This window comes from Pseudoalteromonas sp. P1-26 (assembly GCF_001401795.1).
Taxonomy (GTDB): Bacteria; Pseudomonadota; Gammaproteobacteria; order Enterobacterales; family Alteromonadaceae; genus Pseudoalteromonas.
This window is the reverse complement of sequence record NZ_LKDX01000017.1, coordinates 43,099-63,305: the sequence shown is the minus strand read 5'-3', so window position 1 is coordinate 63,305 and position 20,207 is coordinate 43,099. Positions and strand designations below refer to the sequence as shown.

The window sequence follows — 20,207 nt, the reverse complement described above, 5'->3', positions numbered from 1 at the left end:
TGAACAAAAGCCATTTAAAGCAGTAAAATTATACTATTCAATATTAATTTTATGTTAATCACCTAACGGAGAGTGTCATGAAAAGCTTGGTTACTAAACTAGCAATTTTACCTTTAGCTATTGCATCAACGATCGCAATGGCTGGCACAAATTTAGTAGAAAACGGATCATTTGAGAATACAGATACAGTGACCGATCACAATGGTCAATGGCAGTTATTTGATGTAATACCTGGTTGGACTCGTAGTACTAACGCTAAATTTGAAATTCAAACCAATAAACTTGGCATTGTTCCTGCGCAAGATGGTGAGCAACTCATTGAGCTTGATTCAACAGCCAACTACAGTATTTCGCAAGCAATTGCGACGACTGCTGGGAATCAATATGAAGTGAGCTTTTACTATTCTGCACGTGTAACAGGCAATGAACAAACAAATAAAGCAGAAGTTTTCTGGAATAGTGAATCATTAGCCGTTGTCAGCAGCAGCACAAAAGGCTGGACTAAATACAGCTTTACAGTTGAGGCTGACAGCGCAAGCTCAGTGTTAAGCTTTGCAGGCGCGGGGACATCTGATTCAGTAGGTGCATTCATTGATAACGTCGTAGTGACTGAAATTCCGGCACCATGTGCAGTTGTAACCGGTTTATATGGTATTAATAACTTTGGTTCTGAGACTGAAGGCTATGTGTATCACTTTAACCCAGAATCAAGCGCTGTAACGGTTGTTGCAGGTCTTAACAATACAGCATCAAATATTGCTAGCAAAGACGGTTTGCTGTACTTCATGGAGCAACTTGATAAGAGCAGCAAAGCGTCAAAAATCTATAGCCTAGATTTAGCCACTGATACGCAAGCTGAAGTTGCCGATGCGACATCATTCCCTATTTATCGCTCAACAGTGACTGCGGATGGTCTGTCTTTACGTGCGACAAGCAAAACATACATGTATGATTTTGACCTAACTACAGGTGAAAAAACGGTATTAGGTAAACTATCGTATGAAGGCGACTCATTCTCTGATGGCGACATCGCTTATTCAAGTGACTACAATGTACTTTACGTATTAACTGGTAAAGCACTTTACACATTAGATGAAGGCAGCCTTGAGTTAACTCAAATCGGTGAGCACGGTGTTAACTGGGCGTCAGGTATTGCGATTGCTGATGACGGTACAATTTATATTTCAGGTAGAGAAAGCGGCGAGAATGCAAAAATCTACACCTTAGATCAAAACACCGCTGAAGCGACATTTGTAATGGATGGTCCAGCACACGTAAACGACTTAACGTTTGTTAGTGAAGCAGTTTGCGCAGCAGAGTAAACTGTGTTTAAAGCCATAAAATGCCAGCTTAGCTGGCATTTTTTTTAGCTAATCTTAGGTATCACTTATTAGTGAGCTTCTTTTGCTCTAACATTTCTTTCCAGTGCATCACTTCTGCTGGCAAAATAGGGGCAACACCGCTAAAGCCCGCAACTTCAAGCATCTCTTCAACGCTGACTACACCTTTTTTGCGTTTAAATACACCACGCACATAAGCAATTGCATGCAAACCTCTTTCTGAATGAAATTTTTGCTCAATGTAAAAGTATTTATGATCCCAGCCAACCAAGCGAGTGCTAACTGTGTACTTTTGCATTGGCTTTATATCGCGAATATAGGTAATTGCAGTTGCATTAACGATTGGAAACCAGCGGCGCTTCATTATGTGCTTTAACAAGCCTACTCGCTCAGTCATCCAAGTACGGGCAAGGTCCATCATTGCTAAGTAGCGAGAATTAGTCAGATGGAAGTTAATATCGCAATCGGTCGGTAACGCTTTGAATTCAATATCAATCGTGTCTAACAATTGTTGATAATCACGATTACGTTTAATTTTAAAAAACAGCAGTATTAGTCGAAAATAGAGGTTCACGGTAAAGGTCTAACCAGTTGATGATGCACAAAGTGTATCACAGCGTATTGCTAAGGCGAATATTCTGCTCTAATCTGTGCATATATTAGTATAAAAAAAGAATAACCTAATGAAATTATTTAGTTTGGTCACTCTGTTTTCAGCCAGTTTATTTACCAGCTCTGCCTTTGCAGATTTTAACTTTGCTGGGGATGGAACCTTAAAGTACCCAACGGGTGTTGAAAAAGCCTTTAAATTTGGCTTTGCTTGGCAACAAGATGCTGAAAAGTTCACTATTGGTGATAAAAGCTATGATATGTCATTACCTGAGTCATATTCTGTGGCGATTACACTCAGCAAAGACGAGCAACAGGTATGGGTTCAGGAATTTAATAATGGCTTTATTGAAGGCTTCAACTGGCAAATTGCTGATCACACCCTAAAACTCGAAAAGCGCAAATTCAGCGATTCAGTCAAAGGTGATTATGTTATCAGCCTTGATAATCGAGACTACTTTTTTGCCCGCAATAACATCAGTGTTGTTATTAAGTTCGACGATGAGGGTATAAAAAGTATCGCCATTGATGGTGTCACCAAAGATATGGGTACCAAACAATAGTTTTTATCGAAAAGAAAAAGGCTTAGGTTTTACCTAAGCCTTTTTTGCTTAATTAAACTAGATAATTAAACCTTCACTGTCTTACGGTTAATCCCATAATCGCGCAGCTTATTTGCTACTGCAGTGTGACTCAAACCTAATCGCTTAGCGAGCTGGCGAGAGCTTGGATAAGCGGGGTAAAGCTTGCGAAGTAATGTCGCCTCAAAACGTTTTACCGCTTGGTCTAAGGTTCCTTCAAAGTCAGACTCAAGATAACCTAAATCATGAGTAAATGTTGGTAACTGCAGGTGCTCAATACGCAGTTCGTTATCATCTAGCAAGGATACCGCACGATAAATCGCATTTTCTAATTGGCGCACGTTACCCGGCCATGGGTAATCTTGTAAAAAGCGTAAACAATCCTCAGACATCACAGGCACAGAATGACCATTTTGCTGGGCATACTTTTGAATAAAGTGCTCTGCTAGCGGGCCGATATCTGCTTTTCTATCACGTAATGGGGCTATTTCTAAAGTCAAAACATTAATTCGGTAATAGAGATCTTCTCTAAATGTTCCCTCTTGCACCATCGCTGGTAAATCTTTTTGTGTTGCGGCAACAATACGCACATTTACTTTTACTTCGTTTTCATCACCGACTTTTCGGAAGGTACCGTCTTGTAAAAAACGTAGTAGCTTAGTTTGTAGCTGAGTCGACATTTCACCAACTTCATCTAAAAACACTGTGCCACCATCAGCTTGCTCTAAAACGCCGCGTTTTGGTGCCGCGTTTTCTTCATAGCCTGCGTAACCAAATAGTTCAGACTCAGCGACATCATCAGGCAACGAAGCACACGACAAAGCGATAAACGGTTTTACTGAGCGGTTTGATGCGTAATGACAAGCACGAGCAAGTAGCTCTTTACCTGTACCTGTTTCACCAGTAATCAGGATTGGCGCTTCAAGTTGTGCCATTTTACGCGCTTCACGAACCACACGGCGCATTGCAGTACTAAAGTTATGTATGGTTGCAAAACTTTCTTGGCCATAACGACGGAACGCACTGACTTGTTGGCCTAAGCGACTTTGTGATTTGATATTGATAACTGCACCGGCTAACACATCCCCTTCAGCACCTTGGGGGACTGAAATAGGTAGAATATCGGCAATAAAGTCTTCGCCAGCTACTTCAACTCGGGTTGTTTGACCAAGTACTTCTTTGCCTTCTAACCAACGCGTAAAATTAAAGCCTTTAAGCAAATTATTAATGTTAGCGCCAATCACTTCGCTTTCAGATAATTGCAAGTCGCGACACGCGGCATCATTACATAAACGCACCCAGCCTTTAGCGTCAATAGATATCACACCGTCTGGCAATGCACGTAGTAATGTATTTAACTCATTATGCTCTCGCTCAGAAGGTAAAAATGCAGTTGTACGAACGTCTTTCACGCCATCTATCAAACGGATAGATGGCATAATTTTTTGGAATTGTTCAAACTCAATAGGCGGAAAGCTCACGTACATTCGACAATTAACCGAATCTACCTCGATGCCTTTTAAATCAACTTGGTAACTAACCAAGATATTGAGAATCTCTTGTGCGATACCAATTCGGTCAGCACAGTGGATATCTAAACGCATTACATCCTCAAAAAACGGGAACCTATAGTATGAGAATAATACGCTAACTCCCTGCAGCTGGGTAGTCTATTGTAAACAATTTTGGACAAATAACTTAATTAGTCGGGTACTTGGTCCATTCTCCACCATCTAATTGGATGTAAGGCTGCCCTTTTATATACATCATTACCGTATCCTCATTCTCGGCGACCTTGGCTGAAGTTGGTAAATTATCAAGCACTCGGTTAATGGGTACCGACCCTGTGAACAAATCTAACTTCATCGTATTATTGATTAACTCTGATAGTGAAAAATAACTCATTGTTTCATCAACGACATTCAGCCCATCATGCTTTATATCAGGACCGATGAATTTAACCGCTGTTGGCACTGAAACTATTGAAGGGCTCGGAATTTCGCGCAAACCAGAGAATTGTAGTTTATCACCCTGTAAGGCAGCCCCATGCTCAGGCACAACCACCAGCATTACGTTTCGACCTTGTGCTTTTAACTCAGTTATAAACTTATCGATGTCATTAAATAAGCGCTGTTGTCTAAGCGGATAGCTTTCAAAGCTATTCATACGTTCACGACCAGCAAGTTGATTGCCATCGTGTAAGCTAATGGTGTTGTAGTAAAGAGCCCTAGGCTGCTCACTCGAACCTTGCTTTTTCAACCAATTAGTGAGTATATCCGCATCAGAATAAATCGGTTTGCCATCGAAACCATACTGCGCAGCACTAAATTGGCTAAAATCCAGTTTTGGCACAGAAACACCACCGTATTGTCTGATCAAACCAATAAAGTCATCAAAATGTCCATCGTGGTTAAGAGCCACACTGGTTTTATAGCCAAGCTCAGCAAGGTTAGTGAATAGCTGACATTGCTCATCAACAGGTTTAAATAGTTGCTCTTGACTTGTTTGCCCGCAACTTGCTCGTAATAAACGAATTGCCGCAGGGCCACTGTACGACGTTGCTGAGTTAAATTGGCTAAACAAAATATCAAAATCAGCAAATAAGTTTCGTGGCTCAACACCAATTGCATTTAAATCAGCCGTCGCTAAAGAGCAAATATTTAGCACAACAACATCAAATGGCTGGCCATTAAATACGTCAGGAAACTGGCTTTGTAGTAAATTCTGTTGCTGGTAAAAGTCTTGTAACTGTTGATCCGGTGTCTTTTGTTTTGCTGTATCAGAAACTAAAACGGGTACTTGTTTTTTTGTAGTTTGGTTATTGCTAGCAACTTGAGTTGTAACCTCATCACTCGTAACAGCCCCACCTAACCAAAACGCATACATAAAGCCAATTATTGAAATACTGGTGTAACGCAACCACTTCACAGTAAACCAATAAAAAACCACTAAAGCAAAGAGCGCAAAAATCATATCGAGGCTAACAACGCGCGCTGTGATCTCAAAAAAGTAGCCGATGCTAAAGTCTTGTACATTGCCAGCTTGCTTGGTGAGCCTGGAAATCGGGGGCAACCACGAGTCGTGATACAACAAGGCCACTCCTACCACCACACTCATAGCGTGTTTGATACGAGATAACCAAACATGTTGAAAAGAGATAGCTAGAAAAGCAAAAAATGCTAAGTTTGCAAATAAATCAAAAGAAATATCACCTCGGCTATACAGAACAAACTTAACTAGAAAGTATAAATTCCAAATACCTAATCCTGAAAGCCTCACTTGTTATCCTTCTTGTGTCGTTTTGGCGTATAGGGCGTTAATAATACATGCCTAAATGTTAGTTTTCGGTAGAGCACGACTACTTTATTAAACAATACCTTACCTGTATTACTTAGCAAAATGCCGATTAACATTGCGATGATAAAAGTAATAAAAAACTGGTTTAAGCTCATGATAGCTCACCTTTTAAGGTCACTTTAATTGGCTCAGATATAGGTCGAATCACTTTTTTAAATTCCGGTGTCTCTGTATTTAAATTTGCAATGTCTGCTATTTTTGTATCAAAAATGTAACTGACGTTTTCTTGTAATTGTTGGGTAAAGTCGGTTATTTCAGTATTAGCAAAATGACGTTGCATACGGCGACATTCTTGCTGAATATAAAAATGATCAGCAATGACATTTTTTGACATAAAAAAGTCGCTTATCTGTAATTTAAATAAGTGTTTAATCGCACTTTCCACATCGTGCTCTCGACAAGCATGTAGATAAAGGTAAACCGTGCCATCAGCAAAACTAAAAATATCCCCTTCACGTTTTACATGAAATAAATGTAATGGATGTATGGCATCAATACGCGGTAAAAGCTGCAACATAACAAGCACGCCACTTACACCCAGATTGGCAGCTGAGTCACTATGTTTAGCAACCTGCTGTACGAACTTATCTGGAGGCAAATAACCTTTAGCCAATACATTTTCACTGTATTTTAGAACATCATCAATAGATTTCGGTAGTGGCCTTGTAAACTGAAACCCTTGAATTGACTGAATTTGTGACAGTAAACGCGAAGGCTCAGAATAACTATATAAAATAAGATTAACCCCTAAAGTTAAAAATAAGCACTCGTCCTGATGACGAATAATGCCATCAACATTTTGAATTACTAATTTCAGTCGGCGACCACATTTCTTTCGAAGAGAGAAGCAATCTTTGGCTAACGCTTTTAAATCAGTGTATCGGGTAACTGCAAAAACTAACGTCGCTGATTTTTTGGTAAGCCCTTTAGAAAAAAGAGCATCATTATCATCAATTATTTTATAAAACACGGGTAGCTTTGTACCCTCAGGTACAGCACTGCGAGTTAGCCATACCTCGTCTTCATCAAAGTCTTGCTCCGTTGCTTGCGACTTATCATCAGCCTCTTGCTCTACCTCAACTAATGCAAGTTGACCATCATGAAGCTGTAAATTAACCGAACGCCCAGCGATAACTCCTTCTTTATGACACCAATAATCATACTCAAGAGTGCGAATTGATGCCTCTTGAGTTATATAAATAAGGCCATCAAAGAAACGGTTTAAGGCTAATAACTGACGTCTCAATTCACTGACATAAGCACCTGACATTAAAAACATTAAAGTGACATTTTTTGATTGTGACAAAGCAACATAGAGCTTGAGTTTTTCACCAAGCTGCTGTTCGTTCAAAGAGACTAAATGTTCTGAATCGACATGCACGATAACCGTGCTGTTTTTCAGTTGCTCATACTGTTTTATTTCGTTAATAACACCACGGGAAAAATGCAAACTTTTTGATACATTCTCATTATGATGTAAATAGAAAGGACGTAGTACCCCTTGTTCGAACAAGGTAAATAATAACTCGCTTCCCTCTCCTTCGAAAAATAATTCGACTTGTTCAGAAAGCAAAAAAACCGAGTCTTTATGATTGGTTAAAAGATGCCTTGTTAACTCTAATAGCTGATTATCTAGCGGGGCAAGTAAAGCATAGTTTGCGCCTCGCTTTAGCTCAGAGAAAGCTCCGTTTAGTCCTGTAATATTTAAATGAGGCACCAACAAACCCTTAAAAAAGATACTTTAGTACTAGTTTTAAACGCTATTCTATATATAATGCAGATTATGTCCATGGATCGTGAACATTTTTAAGCTAATTTTTCTCATAACGGTTTTTTAGATGAATGACTTTGCAGTAAAAAATTCACATACCTTAACTCAATACGATATTGAAAAGCTGTTACGCCAATTTGGCGGCAAGGAAACGGATTATGTTGAAATTGTTGATGTTGAAAAAAATCGCAAAACGATTGAAAAGTACCCTTTGCTTAACGATATCGCATTAGCAACAACACAAACACAGAGCACGAAAAAATTAACAAAAACGCAATAAAGAATCATAAATGAAGCGAATTTTTTTAAAAGGAATTAAAGGTGGCACTGGTACAACATCTATTGTGGCCAACCTTGCTTGTGCTTTGAGAAAATCAAATGTGCCTGTGTATGCCATCGATTTAGATCCAAAAGGCGACTTAGGCCTACACCTTGGTCTTGCTTGGGAGCATCAGCTAGGCTGGAGTGATTACCCAAACTTTGCCTCTGCATGTGAGCAGTTTCACCAAGATAACGACGGCGTAAAGTTTTTACCCTATGGCAGCCGTTCGAACTTAGGGTTAGACTTTTCAAGCATTATTGAGAGTTGTCAGCAGCTTAATGACAGCGATGACAGCTGGTTTTTATTTGACTGCCCAGCCCATGTTGATGTGCACCGCTATTCACTAAATGAAGACGATATTTTCCTTGAGATTATTAATTGTGATGCTATTTGTCACAGTTTTGCTTTCAAACGTTTAAACACTCTAAAGCAGGCTGAATCATCTTGGCAGCATTATTTTTTAACCAATAAATATAATTCAGCCTCTGAGATTGAATCAGATTTATTGCAGCTTTGGCAGACTGAATTACCATTAATCGCACCTTTATATATCAATAAAGATGAAGTCATCAAAGAAGCAACTGCATTTAGAAATGTGGCGATTAACTGTGCTCCATACAGCGTTGCTAATGATGACTTTGAAACGCTAGCCGGTTGGCTTGTAAGCCGCGCGAGTCAGAATGACCAATAGCATCCATTCACTCGGTATCACACACCGACTACTTAAAGGTATTTTAGGGTTGTTTTTAACGAAGCAACTTGTGCGCTTCGTATTTATAAAATTTTATAGTTATTACAACCAACACAAAATGAGCCTATTGGGAGCGATTTTACTCCCCTTTTTTGTGCTTTTTTTGTCATTGTTTATTAAATTAGAAAACAATAAAAAACGTGAGTTAAAGCTTAAACTTAAACGCTTGTATCCTCATGTTTCTCAACCAGTACTTACACCAAGCAATTGCATTCGGATTGCATTGCAAAGTGTGTACCTTGCGCTATTCAATACCACCACAACCTCACAGCAACATATCGCCGTTGAGCAGCGTAAATCTTGGCGTAAAATCACGCGATCAGCTCGCTTATTGAGACTGGCAGACAGTAAACTAGTACGCTCTTTTAAAGGGTTTTGGTTAGTTGCTAGAAAGCAAACAAAAACTAAATCATATAAAGCAGTGAGTCGCTCTCCACTTTGGAGAAACAGCACCTTAAAGGTCGCTTTTTTCACTCTCATTATTTTTGCGGTGGCTATATTTGTAACCGTGCCATTTAGTATTGAAGCGCAAGCAGTGTTCATTAGTTTAATTTTGGTTGTTGCTTATTCTCTAAGGCGGGTTGAAGGGAAAATGGCCACTATTGTGATGATCACCCTTTCTGTTACAACCTCTACACGTTATCTATGGTGGCGCTACACTGACACTCTTAACTGGGGTGACCCTTTAGCCCTTACCCTAGGGATTGGTTTGCTGCTTGCTGAAAGTTACGCTTGGTTAGTACTAATATTAGGCTTTTTCCAAACCATTAATCCATTAAACCGTAAACCGATCGCTTTAGATAAAGATACAACAAACTGGCCAACAGTTGATATTTATATTCCTACTTATAATGAGCCGCTTGATGTTGTGAAGCCAACAACAATCGCCGCGCAAAGTATTGACTGGCCTGCAGATAAGCTTAACATTTATATTTTAGATGATGGTAAGCGCCCTGAATTTGCCGAATTCGCAAAGCAAATTGGTGTTGGTTATTTAACTCGCCCTGATAACAAACATGCCAAAGCCGGTAACATGAACCATGCGATGAAAGTAACTAATGGCGACTACATTGCTATTTTTGACTGTGACCATATCCCTGCTCGCTCATTCTTACAAATGACAATGGGACAATTCATCAATGACAGTAAAGTGTGTTTAGTACAAACACCTCACCACTTTTTTTCTGCCGATCCATTTGAGCGCAACCTCAAAAACCATCGTAAAATCCCAAATGAAAATATGTTGTTCTATGGCTTAATTCAAGATGGCAATGATATGTGGGATGCGACCTTCTTTTGTGGTTCGTGTGCTGTTTTAAGGCGCAGTGCCCTTGAAGAAATCGGTGGTTTTGCCGTAGAAACCGTCACTGAAGATGCCCACACCGCGCTAAGAATGCAGCGCGCTGGCTACAAAACAACATATATTAATATTCCACAAGCCGCCGGCCTAGCTACAGATAGTTTATCTGCCCACGTTGGTCAACGTATTCGCTGGGCACGCGGCATGGCACAAATATTCCGATTAGATAACCCGCTGTTTGGTAAGGGCCTAAATATCGCACAGCGCTTGTGCTATTTAAACGCTATGTTGCACTTTTTATCAGGCATTCCGCGAATTGTATTCTTAACAGCGCCACTGGCATTAATTTATTTTAATGCGCAAATTATCTATGCACCGTTTGTTGCCATCTTTCTTTATATTGTGCCAACCCTGTTACAGGTAAAAATAACCAACTCTCGAATTCAAGGTAAATACCGCTATTCATTTTGGGGCGAAGTTTATGAGTCAGTACTTGCTTGGTATATTTTAAAACCCACGACAGTTGCGCTTATCAACCCGAATAAGGGTAAATTTAACGTGACTGAAAAAGGCGGTTTAAACAAGCAAGATCACTACGATTGGACGATTTCAAAGCCTTATATAATCTTGTTGCTTGTTAACGTTTTGGGTATGACCTACGGCGTGTTTAGATTGCTCTTCGGCGATAGTTCACAAATAGGCGTACTCGTCATTAGCATGCTGTGGGCAAGCTATAACGTGATAATTTTAGGTGCAGCTGTGGCTGTTGCCGCTGAAGCCAAACAAGTACGCAGCTCACACCGCATTAAAGCAAATTTCCCTGCAGCTATTCGCCTTGCTAATGGCCGTACTATTAAAGTAAAAATTACGGACTACTCAAATAATGGTGTTGGTCTTGAAACTGACCATAATCACCTTTGCCGTGTAAATGATAAAGTCGAGCTACTCATGAGCCGTGGCTTGAAGCAGTTTTCATTCCCAACTTATATTTGTAACACCCGCGATAAACAACTGGGTCTTACCCTCAGGGATTTAGATTTAGAAAAACAAAAAGCCTTTATTCAATGCACTTTCTCACGTGCTGATGCTTGGCTTGATTGGCAAGAAAACTTTAAACACGACAAGCCTTCATACAGCTTTTCTCACGTTTTTTATACCAGTCTAAGAGGCTTTAAGAACTTGATTTTCCATGCCCCAAATGAATTAAGACCCGCGATTGCGTTTGCATCAAGAGTCTTGTACTTTGTGGCGTCGCTATTACCTAAAAAACCAACAAAAGTACTAAAAACATCATGATAAAAACTTTTTTAACCTTGTTATTAGCTTTTGGCACACTCGGCATATCTGGCTGGGCGATAAGTGCTGAGCCTCTCTCTAATAAAGCGATTTTTGATGATGGTTACCCAGAGCAAGCACCAATTGAAAGCATGACGCTAAGCTTTGAAAAGCTTGGTTTAAGCAAGTTCAAGCTTGATGGAGTGAGTAATAGTACCCGTGTTGATTTTACAAACCGCCTCGATAAATTAGGGAAAAAACTGACTCTAGACTTTTCATACACAACCTCACCATCACTTATTGGCCGTGTCTCACATTTGAAAATTTTCTTAAATGAAAACCTTGTCACTGTGCTACCTATTGATGATAAGACAACGCCAATTGGCACAGTCTCTGAGCGCAGCATTGTTCTTAACCCTAAGCTAATTAAAGACTTTAACCAAATTCGCTTCGAACTAGTCGGTTTTTACGATCTGGTTTGTCAGGATGACTATAGTAAAACAATATGGGCCGAGCTTAGTAAAAGCAGCCGTATTTCTATTGACCGTCAGTCACTTGCTCTTGAAAGCTTACTTGAGTATTTCCCTGCACCATTTTTTGATTCGCGAGATTACAACAAGGTCACTTTGCCATTTGTGTTTGCGTCACAACCTGATGAAAACACACTCGAAGCAGCGGCTGCACTATCAAGCTTTTTTGGCGCTCAAGCAAAATGGCGCAAAGCACAGTTCCCTGTGCAAATTAATGCAACACCGACAGAACATAGTGTCGTATTCGCAACAAACGACAACAAGCCTGATTTTTTATTGAATTACCCTGATGTTGAAAAGCCAACTGTAGAAATTATCAGCAGCCCTACTCAGCGCTACGCCAAAGTACTGCTTGTTTTAGGTAAAGACACAGCACAATTGAAAGAAGCCGTAGTAGGTTTAGTCTTTGGCTATAAAGTAATGACAGGTCGCAGTGCAACCATTGATGCAATTAGCAACTTACCGCTTCGAGAAGCCTACGATGCGCCACTGTGGATGCGTTCTGATCGCCCAGTAAGCTTTGATGAATTTATTGAATACCCAACTCAGCTGCAATCGGAAGGCTATCGCGGTCTACCTGTTCGGTTAGACTTGCGTTTTGCACCAGATTTATTCACTTGGCGTGAAAATGGTATTCCTATTACCTTGAATTACCGCAACACGCCTGTTGAGCAAAACATGTTGTCGCGTTTGAATATGTTGATTAACGGTAAGTTTGTGGATGGTTTTATTCTTGATAACGAAGGTGGTAAAACGATTACAACCGATACCTTGTTACCGCTTTTATCTGAATTCAATCCAACCAAAACTCGTCAAGACTTTGAGCTAACAGGGTTAGATTTAACAACAAATAACCAGCTGACTTATGATTTTAATTTTGCAGTCGTAAAAACCGGTGAGTGTAGCGCCATTCCTGCAGGCGGTGAATTTGGTGCAATTGATGGCAGCTCTACCATTGATGTAAGTGACTTCCATCACTATATTGCCATGCCAAACCTACGCGCCTTTGCAAATGGCGGTTTCCCATTCACCAAATATGCCGATTTACACCAAAGTACGCTTGTAATGGAAGCTAACAGCTCAGTTAACGCGATTAGTTTATTGCTTAATTTCACAGGTCATTTGGGTGCCATAACAGGCTACCCAGCGCACCGTTTAGACATTCAATTTCCAAGTAACCAATTGGCGCTAAACGATAAAGACATTATTATTATTGGTAAGCCTGACTCTTTCTTAAACTCACTTGCCAAAGACAGCGCCCTAAGTGTGCTTATCAACAACAACCAACGCATTGTTGATCAAGCTATCTATAATGGTGCCTACGACACTAAAGGTGCTGAAAAAATTAAAGTAAATATAAGCAGCATTGGTCGTTTAGCCGTGATGTCCGGGTTCCAGTCACCGTTTGATTCAGACCGCTCAGTAGTCTCTTTGATTGCCAGTAATGAAAATGCTTTTGCACTTCTCACTGATGCTCTACTGAATAATGATAAAACAGCTCAAATAATGGGAAGCTCAGCCATTATCAATAGCCAAGGCATCAAAACGATTAAAACCGATGAACAGTATTTTGTCGGTCACGTGCCTATTCATACCCTCATTTGGTTCCACTTTTCAGACCGCCCAGTATTGTTAGCGATTCTATCACTACTAACCCTATTACTTATTTCATTTATGTTGTGGCGAGTGCTCGCGCTACTTACCAAAAAACGTTTATCTGAAGGAGATCAGGCATAATGAAAACTATCGCTTCTTTACTATTCGTTTTTGTTTTTTCAAGCAACGCCTTAGCTCAGTTAAGCTGCAGCGCTTGGCCGCAATGGAATAACTTTAAAACTCATTTCATAACACCAGAAGGACGCGTAATTGATTTGGGTAGTGATTACAGTATTACCACCTCAGAGGGGCAATCTTATGCGTTATTCTTTGCTTTACTTGCCAATGATAAAGCCAGCTTCGATAAGTTGCTTGAGTGGACTGAAGTACATCTTTCTGAAGGTGATTTAAGTACCCGTTTACCAGCGTGGCAATGGGGAATAAAGCAAAATCAAGGACAAATCCTTGATTCAAATCCAGCTTCTGATTCAGATTTATGGATTGCTTATACCCTGTCGCAAGCAGCTATCTTATGGAATGAAAGACGCTACGCAGTGCTCAGCTCAGTGCTTGCTGAGCGCATCATTCGTGAAGAAACAGCGCAAATACCAAACCTCGGTCTGACTCTATTACCTGGGCCAACAGGCTTTGAAAAAGACAGTAGCTGGAAATTAAATCCAAGCTATGCACCGCTATTTATATTTGCGCAATTTGCACACCTATACCCGCACTCGCCTTGGCAAACATTACACGATAACTCGGCGCAGTTATTAATAGATACAGCACCAAAAGGCGTGAGCCCTGATTGGGTTAATTACAGCGTGGAAAAAGGCTTTTATCATGATAAAAGCGCCCCTGCTACAGGTAGTTATAATGCGATCCGCGTCTACCTTTGGGCCAGTATGATGGCAGAAGATGCCCCCTATAAAAATGCCCTTACACAGCAGTTTAAACCTTTTGTTGATAGCATTGTTTCTTCAGGCAAAGTGCCATTAGAAACCAATGCAGTCTCAGGCAAAACGGCAGGCAACGCCCCAAGTGGTTTTGTTGCCGCCTTATTGCCATTGCTTGCTGAAGATAATGCATCACAAACTGTGACAGCTTTACAACAGCAAATTATGATGGATACCCGCTTTACCACCAGCCGCTACTACGACAGCGTGTTGTATTTATTTGGTAACAGCGCATTGAACAAACGTTTTAGTATTGATAAAAACGGGGCTTTAACAACTAACTGGAGCAATGAATGCCGATAAAGTGGCTACTTGCTGCAGTTTTAGCAAGCTCCAGTGCATCCGCAGCAATAAACAAAGACCTTGATAGTCAATCAATTGATTGGTTAATTAGCCAAGTACAACTTGGTGAAATTGAGCGTGATAATCAATTGATGAGCGACAGCTTAGAAAAGCTGCAAAGCATTGCACCTAAAAATACTCAAGTGCAATGCGCCGAGGTGCGCGTTTTATATAGTCTCAAAGAAACCGACAAAGCCAATGCGCATTTAGCAGAGCTTAGTAACCTATCACATCCGTGCGTAACAAGCTTAACCCTACTTGCACGCGTCAATAACCAAGACAAAGAAGCGGTTCAACAAGCCAGGCTTCGTGCCAGGGCCGGACAATACAGTGACGCGGTAAAAATCTACAATCGGCTATTTAAATCCGCCTACCCTAATATTGAATATGAGCTGGAGCACATAAACTGGCTTGCTCAAGATCCAAATCAATATCAGCAAGCACTGCGCGGTTATCGTTCTTTACTAAAACGCTACCCAAATAGTGGCCGTTTTGAGCTTGCCTACGCAAGACATCTGTTAAAACAAAACCCAACAAACAAAGAAGCCATAGAATTACTGAGCCATTATGCACACAGTAACCAATATGGTGTTGAAGCTGAGTTTGCGTGGCTTGCAGCCCTTGAGGATATGCCGCTTAATAAACAAACTGAGCGCGAATATCAGCGTTACTTTGCAGCCTACCCTAAAAGCAGTAAAGGTCAGCTACAATTTAGTGACTTTAAAAAAGCGCATTTAGCGGAGCAAAAAAAGCAAGCAGACCCTGCGTATCAGACATGGCTTATGGGAAGTGTCGAACTTGAAAAACGCCACTTTGATACAGCAGAAAAGCTTTTTAATAAAGCACTGCGAGGTCGTCCTCAAGATCCTGAAATATACAATAGCTTAGGTTTATTGAACTTAAGGCAAGGTCGTAATGCCAATGCTTACCAGTACTTTAAAAAAGCTCAAAAATACAGCATAGATGCAAACCGTATAACAGTTTTAAAAGGCCTCGCCAATACTGCTCGTTTTTGGCAATACATAGATGAAGCTAAATCAGCCATTAGTAGCAATGAACTCAAACAGGCTGCGCTTAAGCTGGATTTAGCTGACACCTTAAATGAAGACCCTAATACGGTATTGTTTTACCGTGCTGAACTTGCCAAACAAGCAGGCCAACTGCAAAACGCAATGAACCTTTATAAGCAAGTGCTAAAAGACGACCCTCTGCAACAGCCTACTTTGCGTGCCATGCTTGAATTGACCGCCTCAGATGGTAATTATGCTCGTAGTCATCGTTTTTATAATGGCTTAACTCGTCAGCAACAGGCATTAATTGCTGAAGATTATACCCTATTACAAACACAGCAACTGAGAACCCGCGCTGATGAGCTTACTGCTGAAGGTAAGCTAGATGAAGCAGTTGATGTGCTACTTATGGCAATCAAACAAAGCCCACGTCAAAGCTGGCTTTACTACGACCTTGCAAATTTATATCAACAACAAGGTTTAGTTGATCATGCCAAAGCTCTGTATAAAAAAACCTTGTGGCAATTTCCGCTAGATGCAGATTTGCGTTATAGCCATGCACTATTTTTACGTTCGTTGAACGATTACCAAGGAGCACTGGCAACCTTAGATTACATTCCTAATAACGCGCGCACTGAACAAATTAATGTGCTTACAGAGCAGCTAAGTATTAATACCAAACTAGAAAGGCTCTCTGCCAACAATACAGCCACGAATAAAGCCACGGTGATTTATAAGCTCACCGAGTTAGAAGCACAGCCATTAACACCTTTAATGCAAGCTGAGCTTGCCAGTCAATGGCAACAAATTAATGAGCAGCAGTATGCAATAAGGCAACTGAAAAAAGCTCTTACTCGTGACCCAAGTTTGAGCCCATATTGGCACATGACATATGCAAATTGGCTAATTGAAAGCAACGATAAAAACGCTGCTGATAGCTGGTTTGCAGACTATCAACTGCCGAGTAACGCAACCGATGCAGAGCAATCACAATGGTTAGCACTACAAGTTAATTACGTTAATCGCTTTAGTGATAGTAACCAACGAGTTGCTAAGCTCTCAGAGCTTGCAACACGTTACCCTGATAACCCAGAACTGTCAGAGGCGCTGATCAATGCTCATATCGAGCAAGGCAATAGTAATCAGGCCATTATCCGCTTTGAGCAGCACGTTGCAAAAGGACAAACTGTGTCAACGGATACTGCTTTAGCTATTGCGACACTTGCTCGTCAGCAACAAAGAGATGGTTTAGCAGATCGCATCATTGCTGGGCAAATTAATCAGCTTTCAAGTGAGCAAAGCTATCGTCAGCAGCAATTAATGGCAGCCCTTGAACAATTTGAAGATACACAAAGTGCGATAAATCTAGCTGAGCAATTGCTAGCTAAATCAAACAACAACCAAGAGCTTTATTATCAAGCAGCAGCGGTTGCGCAAGCTAAGCAACAAACTACGCTTGCTCAAAGCTGGTACCGCGCTGCAGTTGATCCAGATACGGCAACGAGCACCTTAAGCGATGAGCAGAACTATGAACTGTATGCCCTTGATGAAAATGAAGCTTGGTATGTCAATAATGCCAAGCGTCAATTGCAAGGTATTGAGCGCGATGAGCAAGCGTATATCACTGCTGCAATCAACTTAAGTAGCCAAACCAGCACACAAAATGAGTCCACACTGGGCGCTGGTGCAACGCCTATTGAAGCAGGTTTCCCGCTATGGGGTGGCACTGGGATTGTGAAATTAGACCCAATGACAATATCGAGCCAAGAAACCCGCTTTGATGAAACCTTTGCTGGTAGCCGCTATGGTCAAGGAGCCCTGTGTATTTTTGACTGCCCACTTTTAAGTATAAAACCAAAGCAACAAGGTATGGATATTGGCCTTGCTTGGCAAAACGAGCAATGGCGAATTGATGTTGGGACCACTCCACTTGGCTTTTTAGTCGAAGATATCGTGTGGGGCGTTAATTACAATGGTGATTTAGGCGACTTTGGTTATGGCGTTACCTTTAATAAACGCCCGGTTACCAGCTCTGTATTATCTTACGCCGGACTAGAAGATGTCTTTACCAACCAAGTATGGGGCGGTGTTAGAGCTACGCAATTACAACTTAGTCTATCTCATGACCTTGGCCTAGATTGGGGTTTTTGGGGCAGTACTAACTATCAAATCTTGCAAGGTAAAAACGTAAAAGATAATCAAAGCTACAGCCTAATGGGTGGCAGTTATTATCGTTATATTCGCGAAAGAAACACCGAATTAAGTCTAGGCCTTAACTTATTACACTGGTCGTATAAGTATAATTTAAGTGAAGAAACCTGGGGACATGGTGGCTATTACAGTCCACAAAACTACTTGGGCGCTTCATTACCTGTGATTTTTGATAAGCGAGTTGGTCATAATTTTGTATACCGACTGCGCGCTGGCGTATCTTGGTCAACCACCACGACAGACGACATCGCATTTTTTCCTAACGACCCTATTTTGCAAGGCCAAGCAGAGGCTCAAACAGCTGTTACGGGCGTTGTACCTTACTTTGAAGGCGATACCAGCAATGGTTTATCGTATAACTTAGGGGCAAGTTTTGAGTATCGATTCACGCCTCATTGGTTCTTTGGTGGTTACGTCAACTTAGATAGAGCCGATTTTTACGAGCCGAATTATGCTCAGCTGTATTTTCGTTATTACTTTAATCCGGTGTATAGCGAACTGGCTTTCCCGGGTAAACCTGTTGTACCTTATGCAAGCTACTAACTGTCGCATCACAAGGGGCAAGTGTCGCAAGTTCTTCCCCTCTCCATAAGGTCTATGTATACTGTAGCGCACTTGTAGCTAGGATAAGGGTGTGTCCCTTTCCTTCAAGTACAAAACTTGAGCAACAAACCATTATCTTAGCTGCATCAAAAAACATGGCCGCCCGTTCACTAAATAAATACATAGAACGACCAAAGCAAAAACAATAAGGCCTCAAATAAAAACTTAGAGTTAGGAAGTAAATATGAGTTCATTACCTAAAGCAGGTGACTTTTTAGGGCATCCTAAAGGGTTATTCCTGTTGTTCGGCACAGAAATGTGGGAACGATTCGGTTATTACGGCATGCGCGCCATCTTAGTTTTATACTTAGTAGCGCTTGTACAAGAAGGTGGTTTTGGTTGGTCAAATGCAGACGCATTAAGCCTTTATGGTACCTTCACAATGGCTGTATACATCACCCCACTATTCGGTGGTTGGTTAGCCGATAACGTATTAGGACAACGTAAAGCAATTATCCTTGGTGGTTTATTGATGGCTGCAGGCCATTTCACTATGGGTATCCCACACAGCTACTTAGCTGGCCAAGAAGAAAATGTATTCTACATTGGTTTAACACTTCTTTGTGTGGGTAACGGTTTATTTAAGCCAAACATCTCAACTATGGTAGGTGATCTATACAAAGAAGGTGACCAACGTCGTGATGGCGCGTTCACTATCTTCTATATGGGTATCAACCTAGGTGGTGCATTAGGTCCTTTAGTTGCGGGTTATGCTGCAGCTGCAATGGGCTGGCAATGGGGTTTCATCGTAGCTGGTGTTGGTATGGTGTTATCTGTACTTTTACAGCTTGCATTAAGCAACAAATACTTAGGCGATATCGGTGTTGTGCCTTCTGCTAAGCTTTCTCAAGCACAGTCTGAATCAAACACTAAAGAGCCACTAACTAAAGTAGAAACTGACCGTATTAAAGTTATCTTTACTATGAGTGTATTCAGCATCATCTTCTGGATGGGCTTTGAACAAGCGGGTGGTTTAATGAACCTTTTCGCTAACGATTACACAGACCGTATGTTACTTGGTTTTGAAGTACCAGCTTCTTGGTTCCAATCTTTAAACTCAATTTTCATCATTGTTTTTGCACCTTTAGTTGCCATTATTTGGTTAAAGCTTGATAAACGTGAACCAAATTCACCGGTTAAGTTTGCTATTGCACTTATCTTCTTAGCACTTGGTTTCATTACTATGATCCTAGCGCTAATGACACAAGGTCAAGGTGAGCACCTACAAATCAGCATGATGTGGTTAGTTTTATTCTACTTATTCCACACCCTAGGTGAGTTATGTTTATCTCCAATTGGCCTATCTATGGTAAGTAAACTTGCACCTCTACGTTTAGCTTCAATGCTTATGGGTATTTGGTTCCTATGTACAGCGGTTGCAAACAAGATTGCAGGTTTCGTAGGTTCATTCCTAGGTGAAGGTGAAGAAGCGTTAGACAACGCGATGGGTATCTTCATTGGTTTAGGCGCAACAGCGGTTCTTTCTGCTGTGATCATGTACTTACTAAGTGACAAACTAGTTGCTTGGATGCACGGTGCTGAAGGTCAACACGAGCCACAAACTACTGAGCACATCCTAGCTGAAGAGCTAGAAGTGACAGCTGAAAAACAATAATACTTATTCCCCGTAGCACCCGCTGCGGGGAATTTCTCTCT

Annotated in this window: 13 protein-coding genes; 9 read left to right on the top strand and 4 right to left on the bottom strand. The window is 40.9% G+C overall.

Features of this window, described 5'->3' with window-relative positions; translation table 11 throughout:
* Nucleotides 1-77: 77 nt before the first annotated feature.
* Nucleotides 78-1,322: a DUF642 domain-containing protein gene (locus AN394_RS10425; RefSeq protein ID WP_055021466.1), complete on the top strand. Its 1,245-nt coding sequence runs from the start codon at nt 78-80 to the stop codon at nt 1,320-1,322.
* Nucleotides 1,323-1,383: 61 nt separating this feature from the next.
* Here the strand turns inward: AN394_RS10425 and AN394_RS10420 are convergent, their stop codons facing one another.
* On the bottom strand, nt 1,384-1,914 hold the full coding sequence (locus tag AN394_RS10420) for a thioesterase family protein (protein WP_054561929.1): 531 nt from the start codon (nt 1,912-1,914) through the stop codon (nt 1,384-1,386).
* 109 nt (nt 1,915-2,023) lie between these two features.
* On the opposite strand from AN394_RS10420, the gene AN394_RS10415 reads away from it, so the two are divergent.
* On the top strand, nt 2,024-2,512 hold the full coding sequence (locus AN394_RS10415) for a hypothetical protein (RefSeq protein ID WP_054561930.1): 489 nt from the start codon (nt 2,024-2,026) through the stop codon (nt 2,510-2,512).
* A 65-nt stretch (nt 2,513-2,577) separates the two neighbouring features.
* Here the strand turns inward: AN394_RS10415 and tyrR are convergent, their stop codons facing one another.
* The 3 genes from tyrR to bcsE form a co-directional block, all read right to left on the bottom strand.
* Nucleotides 2,578-4,134, bottom strand: coding sequence for a transcriptional regulator TyrR (gene tyrR, locus AN394_RS10410; protein ID WP_054561931.1), 1,557 nt, complete (start codon nt 4,132-4,134; stop codon nt 2,578-2,580).
* Nucleotides 4,135-4,228: 94 nt separating this feature from the next.
* The gene (bcsG, locus tag AN394_RS10405; protein WP_055021465.1) at nt 4,229-5,809 is read right to left on the bottom strand and encodes a cellulose biosynthesis protein BcsG; all 1,581 of its coding nucleotides are present in this window, start codon (nt 5,807-5,809) and stop codon (nt 4,229-4,231) included.
* Nucleotides 5,810-5,978: 169 nt separating this feature from the next.
* Nucleotides 5,979-7,604 carry a cellulose biosynthesis protein BcsE gene (bcsE, locus tag AN394_RS10400; RefSeq protein ID WP_055021464.1) on the bottom strand — a complete coding sequence of 542 codons (1,626 nt, stop codon included), beginning with the start codon at nt 7,602-7,604 and terminating at the stop codon, nt 5,979-5,981.
* Between the two features lie 121 nt (nt 7,605-7,725).
* Between bcsE and bcsR the strand changes: the two genes are divergently transcribed.
* The 7 genes from bcsR (at nt 7,726) to AN394_RS10365 (ending at nt 20,166) form a co-directional block, all read left to right on the top strand.
* Nucleotides 7,726-7,938: a BcsR/BcsP family cellulose biosynthesis protein gene (bcsR, locus tag AN394_RS10395; protein ID WP_055021463.1), complete on the top strand. Its 213-nt coding sequence runs from the start codon at nt 7,726-7,728 to the stop codon at nt 7,936-7,938.
* Between the two features lie 10 nt (nt 7,939-7,948).
* Nucleotides 7,949-8,671 carry a cellulose biosynthesis protein BcsQ gene (bcsQ, locus tag AN394_RS10390; protein WP_054561935.1) on the top strand — a complete coding sequence of 241 codons (723 nt, stop codon included), beginning with the start codon at nt 7,949-7,951 and terminating at the stop codon, nt 8,669-8,671.
* A complete protein-coding gene (gene bcsA / locus AN394_RS10385; RefSeq protein WP_055021462.1) occupies nt 8,661-11,327 on the top strand; it encodes a UDP-forming cellulose synthase catalytic subunit in 2,667 nt (888 codons plus the stop codon). The genes bcsQ and bcsA overlap by 11 nt, the downstream gene beginning before the upstream one ends.
* A complete protein-coding gene (gene bcsB / locus AN394_RS10380) occupies nt 11,324-13,573 on the top strand; it encodes a cellulose biosynthesis cyclic di-GMP-binding regulatory protein BcsB (RefSeq protein WP_055021461.1) in 2,250 nt (749 codons plus the stop codon). Before bcsA ends, bcsB begins: the two co-directional genes overlap by 4 nt.
* Nucleotides 13,573-14,688, top strand: coding sequence for a cellulose synthase complex periplasmic endoglucanase BcsZ (gene bcsZ / locus AN394_RS10375; RefSeq protein ID WP_054561938.1), 1,116 nt, complete (start codon nt 13,573-13,575; stop codon nt 14,686-14,688). The genes bcsB and bcsZ overlap by 1 nt, the downstream gene beginning before the upstream one ends.
* Nucleotides 14,679-18,491 carry a cellulose synthase subunit BcsC-related outer membrane protein gene (locus tag AN394_RS10370; protein WP_055021460.1) on the top strand — a complete coding sequence of 1,271 codons (3,813 nt, stop codon included), beginning with the start codon at nt 14,679-14,681 and terminating at the stop codon, nt 18,489-18,491. Before bcsZ ends, AN394_RS10370 begins: the two co-directional genes overlap by 10 nt.
* Before the next feature lie 244 nt (nt 18,492-18,735).
* Nucleotides 18,736-20,166, top strand: a complete 1,431-nt coding sequence (locus AN394_RS10365) for a peptide MFS transporter (protein ID WP_054561940.1) — start codon at nt 18,736-18,738, stop codon at nt 20,164-20,166.
* Nucleotides 20,167-20,207 lie beyond the last annotated feature (41 nt).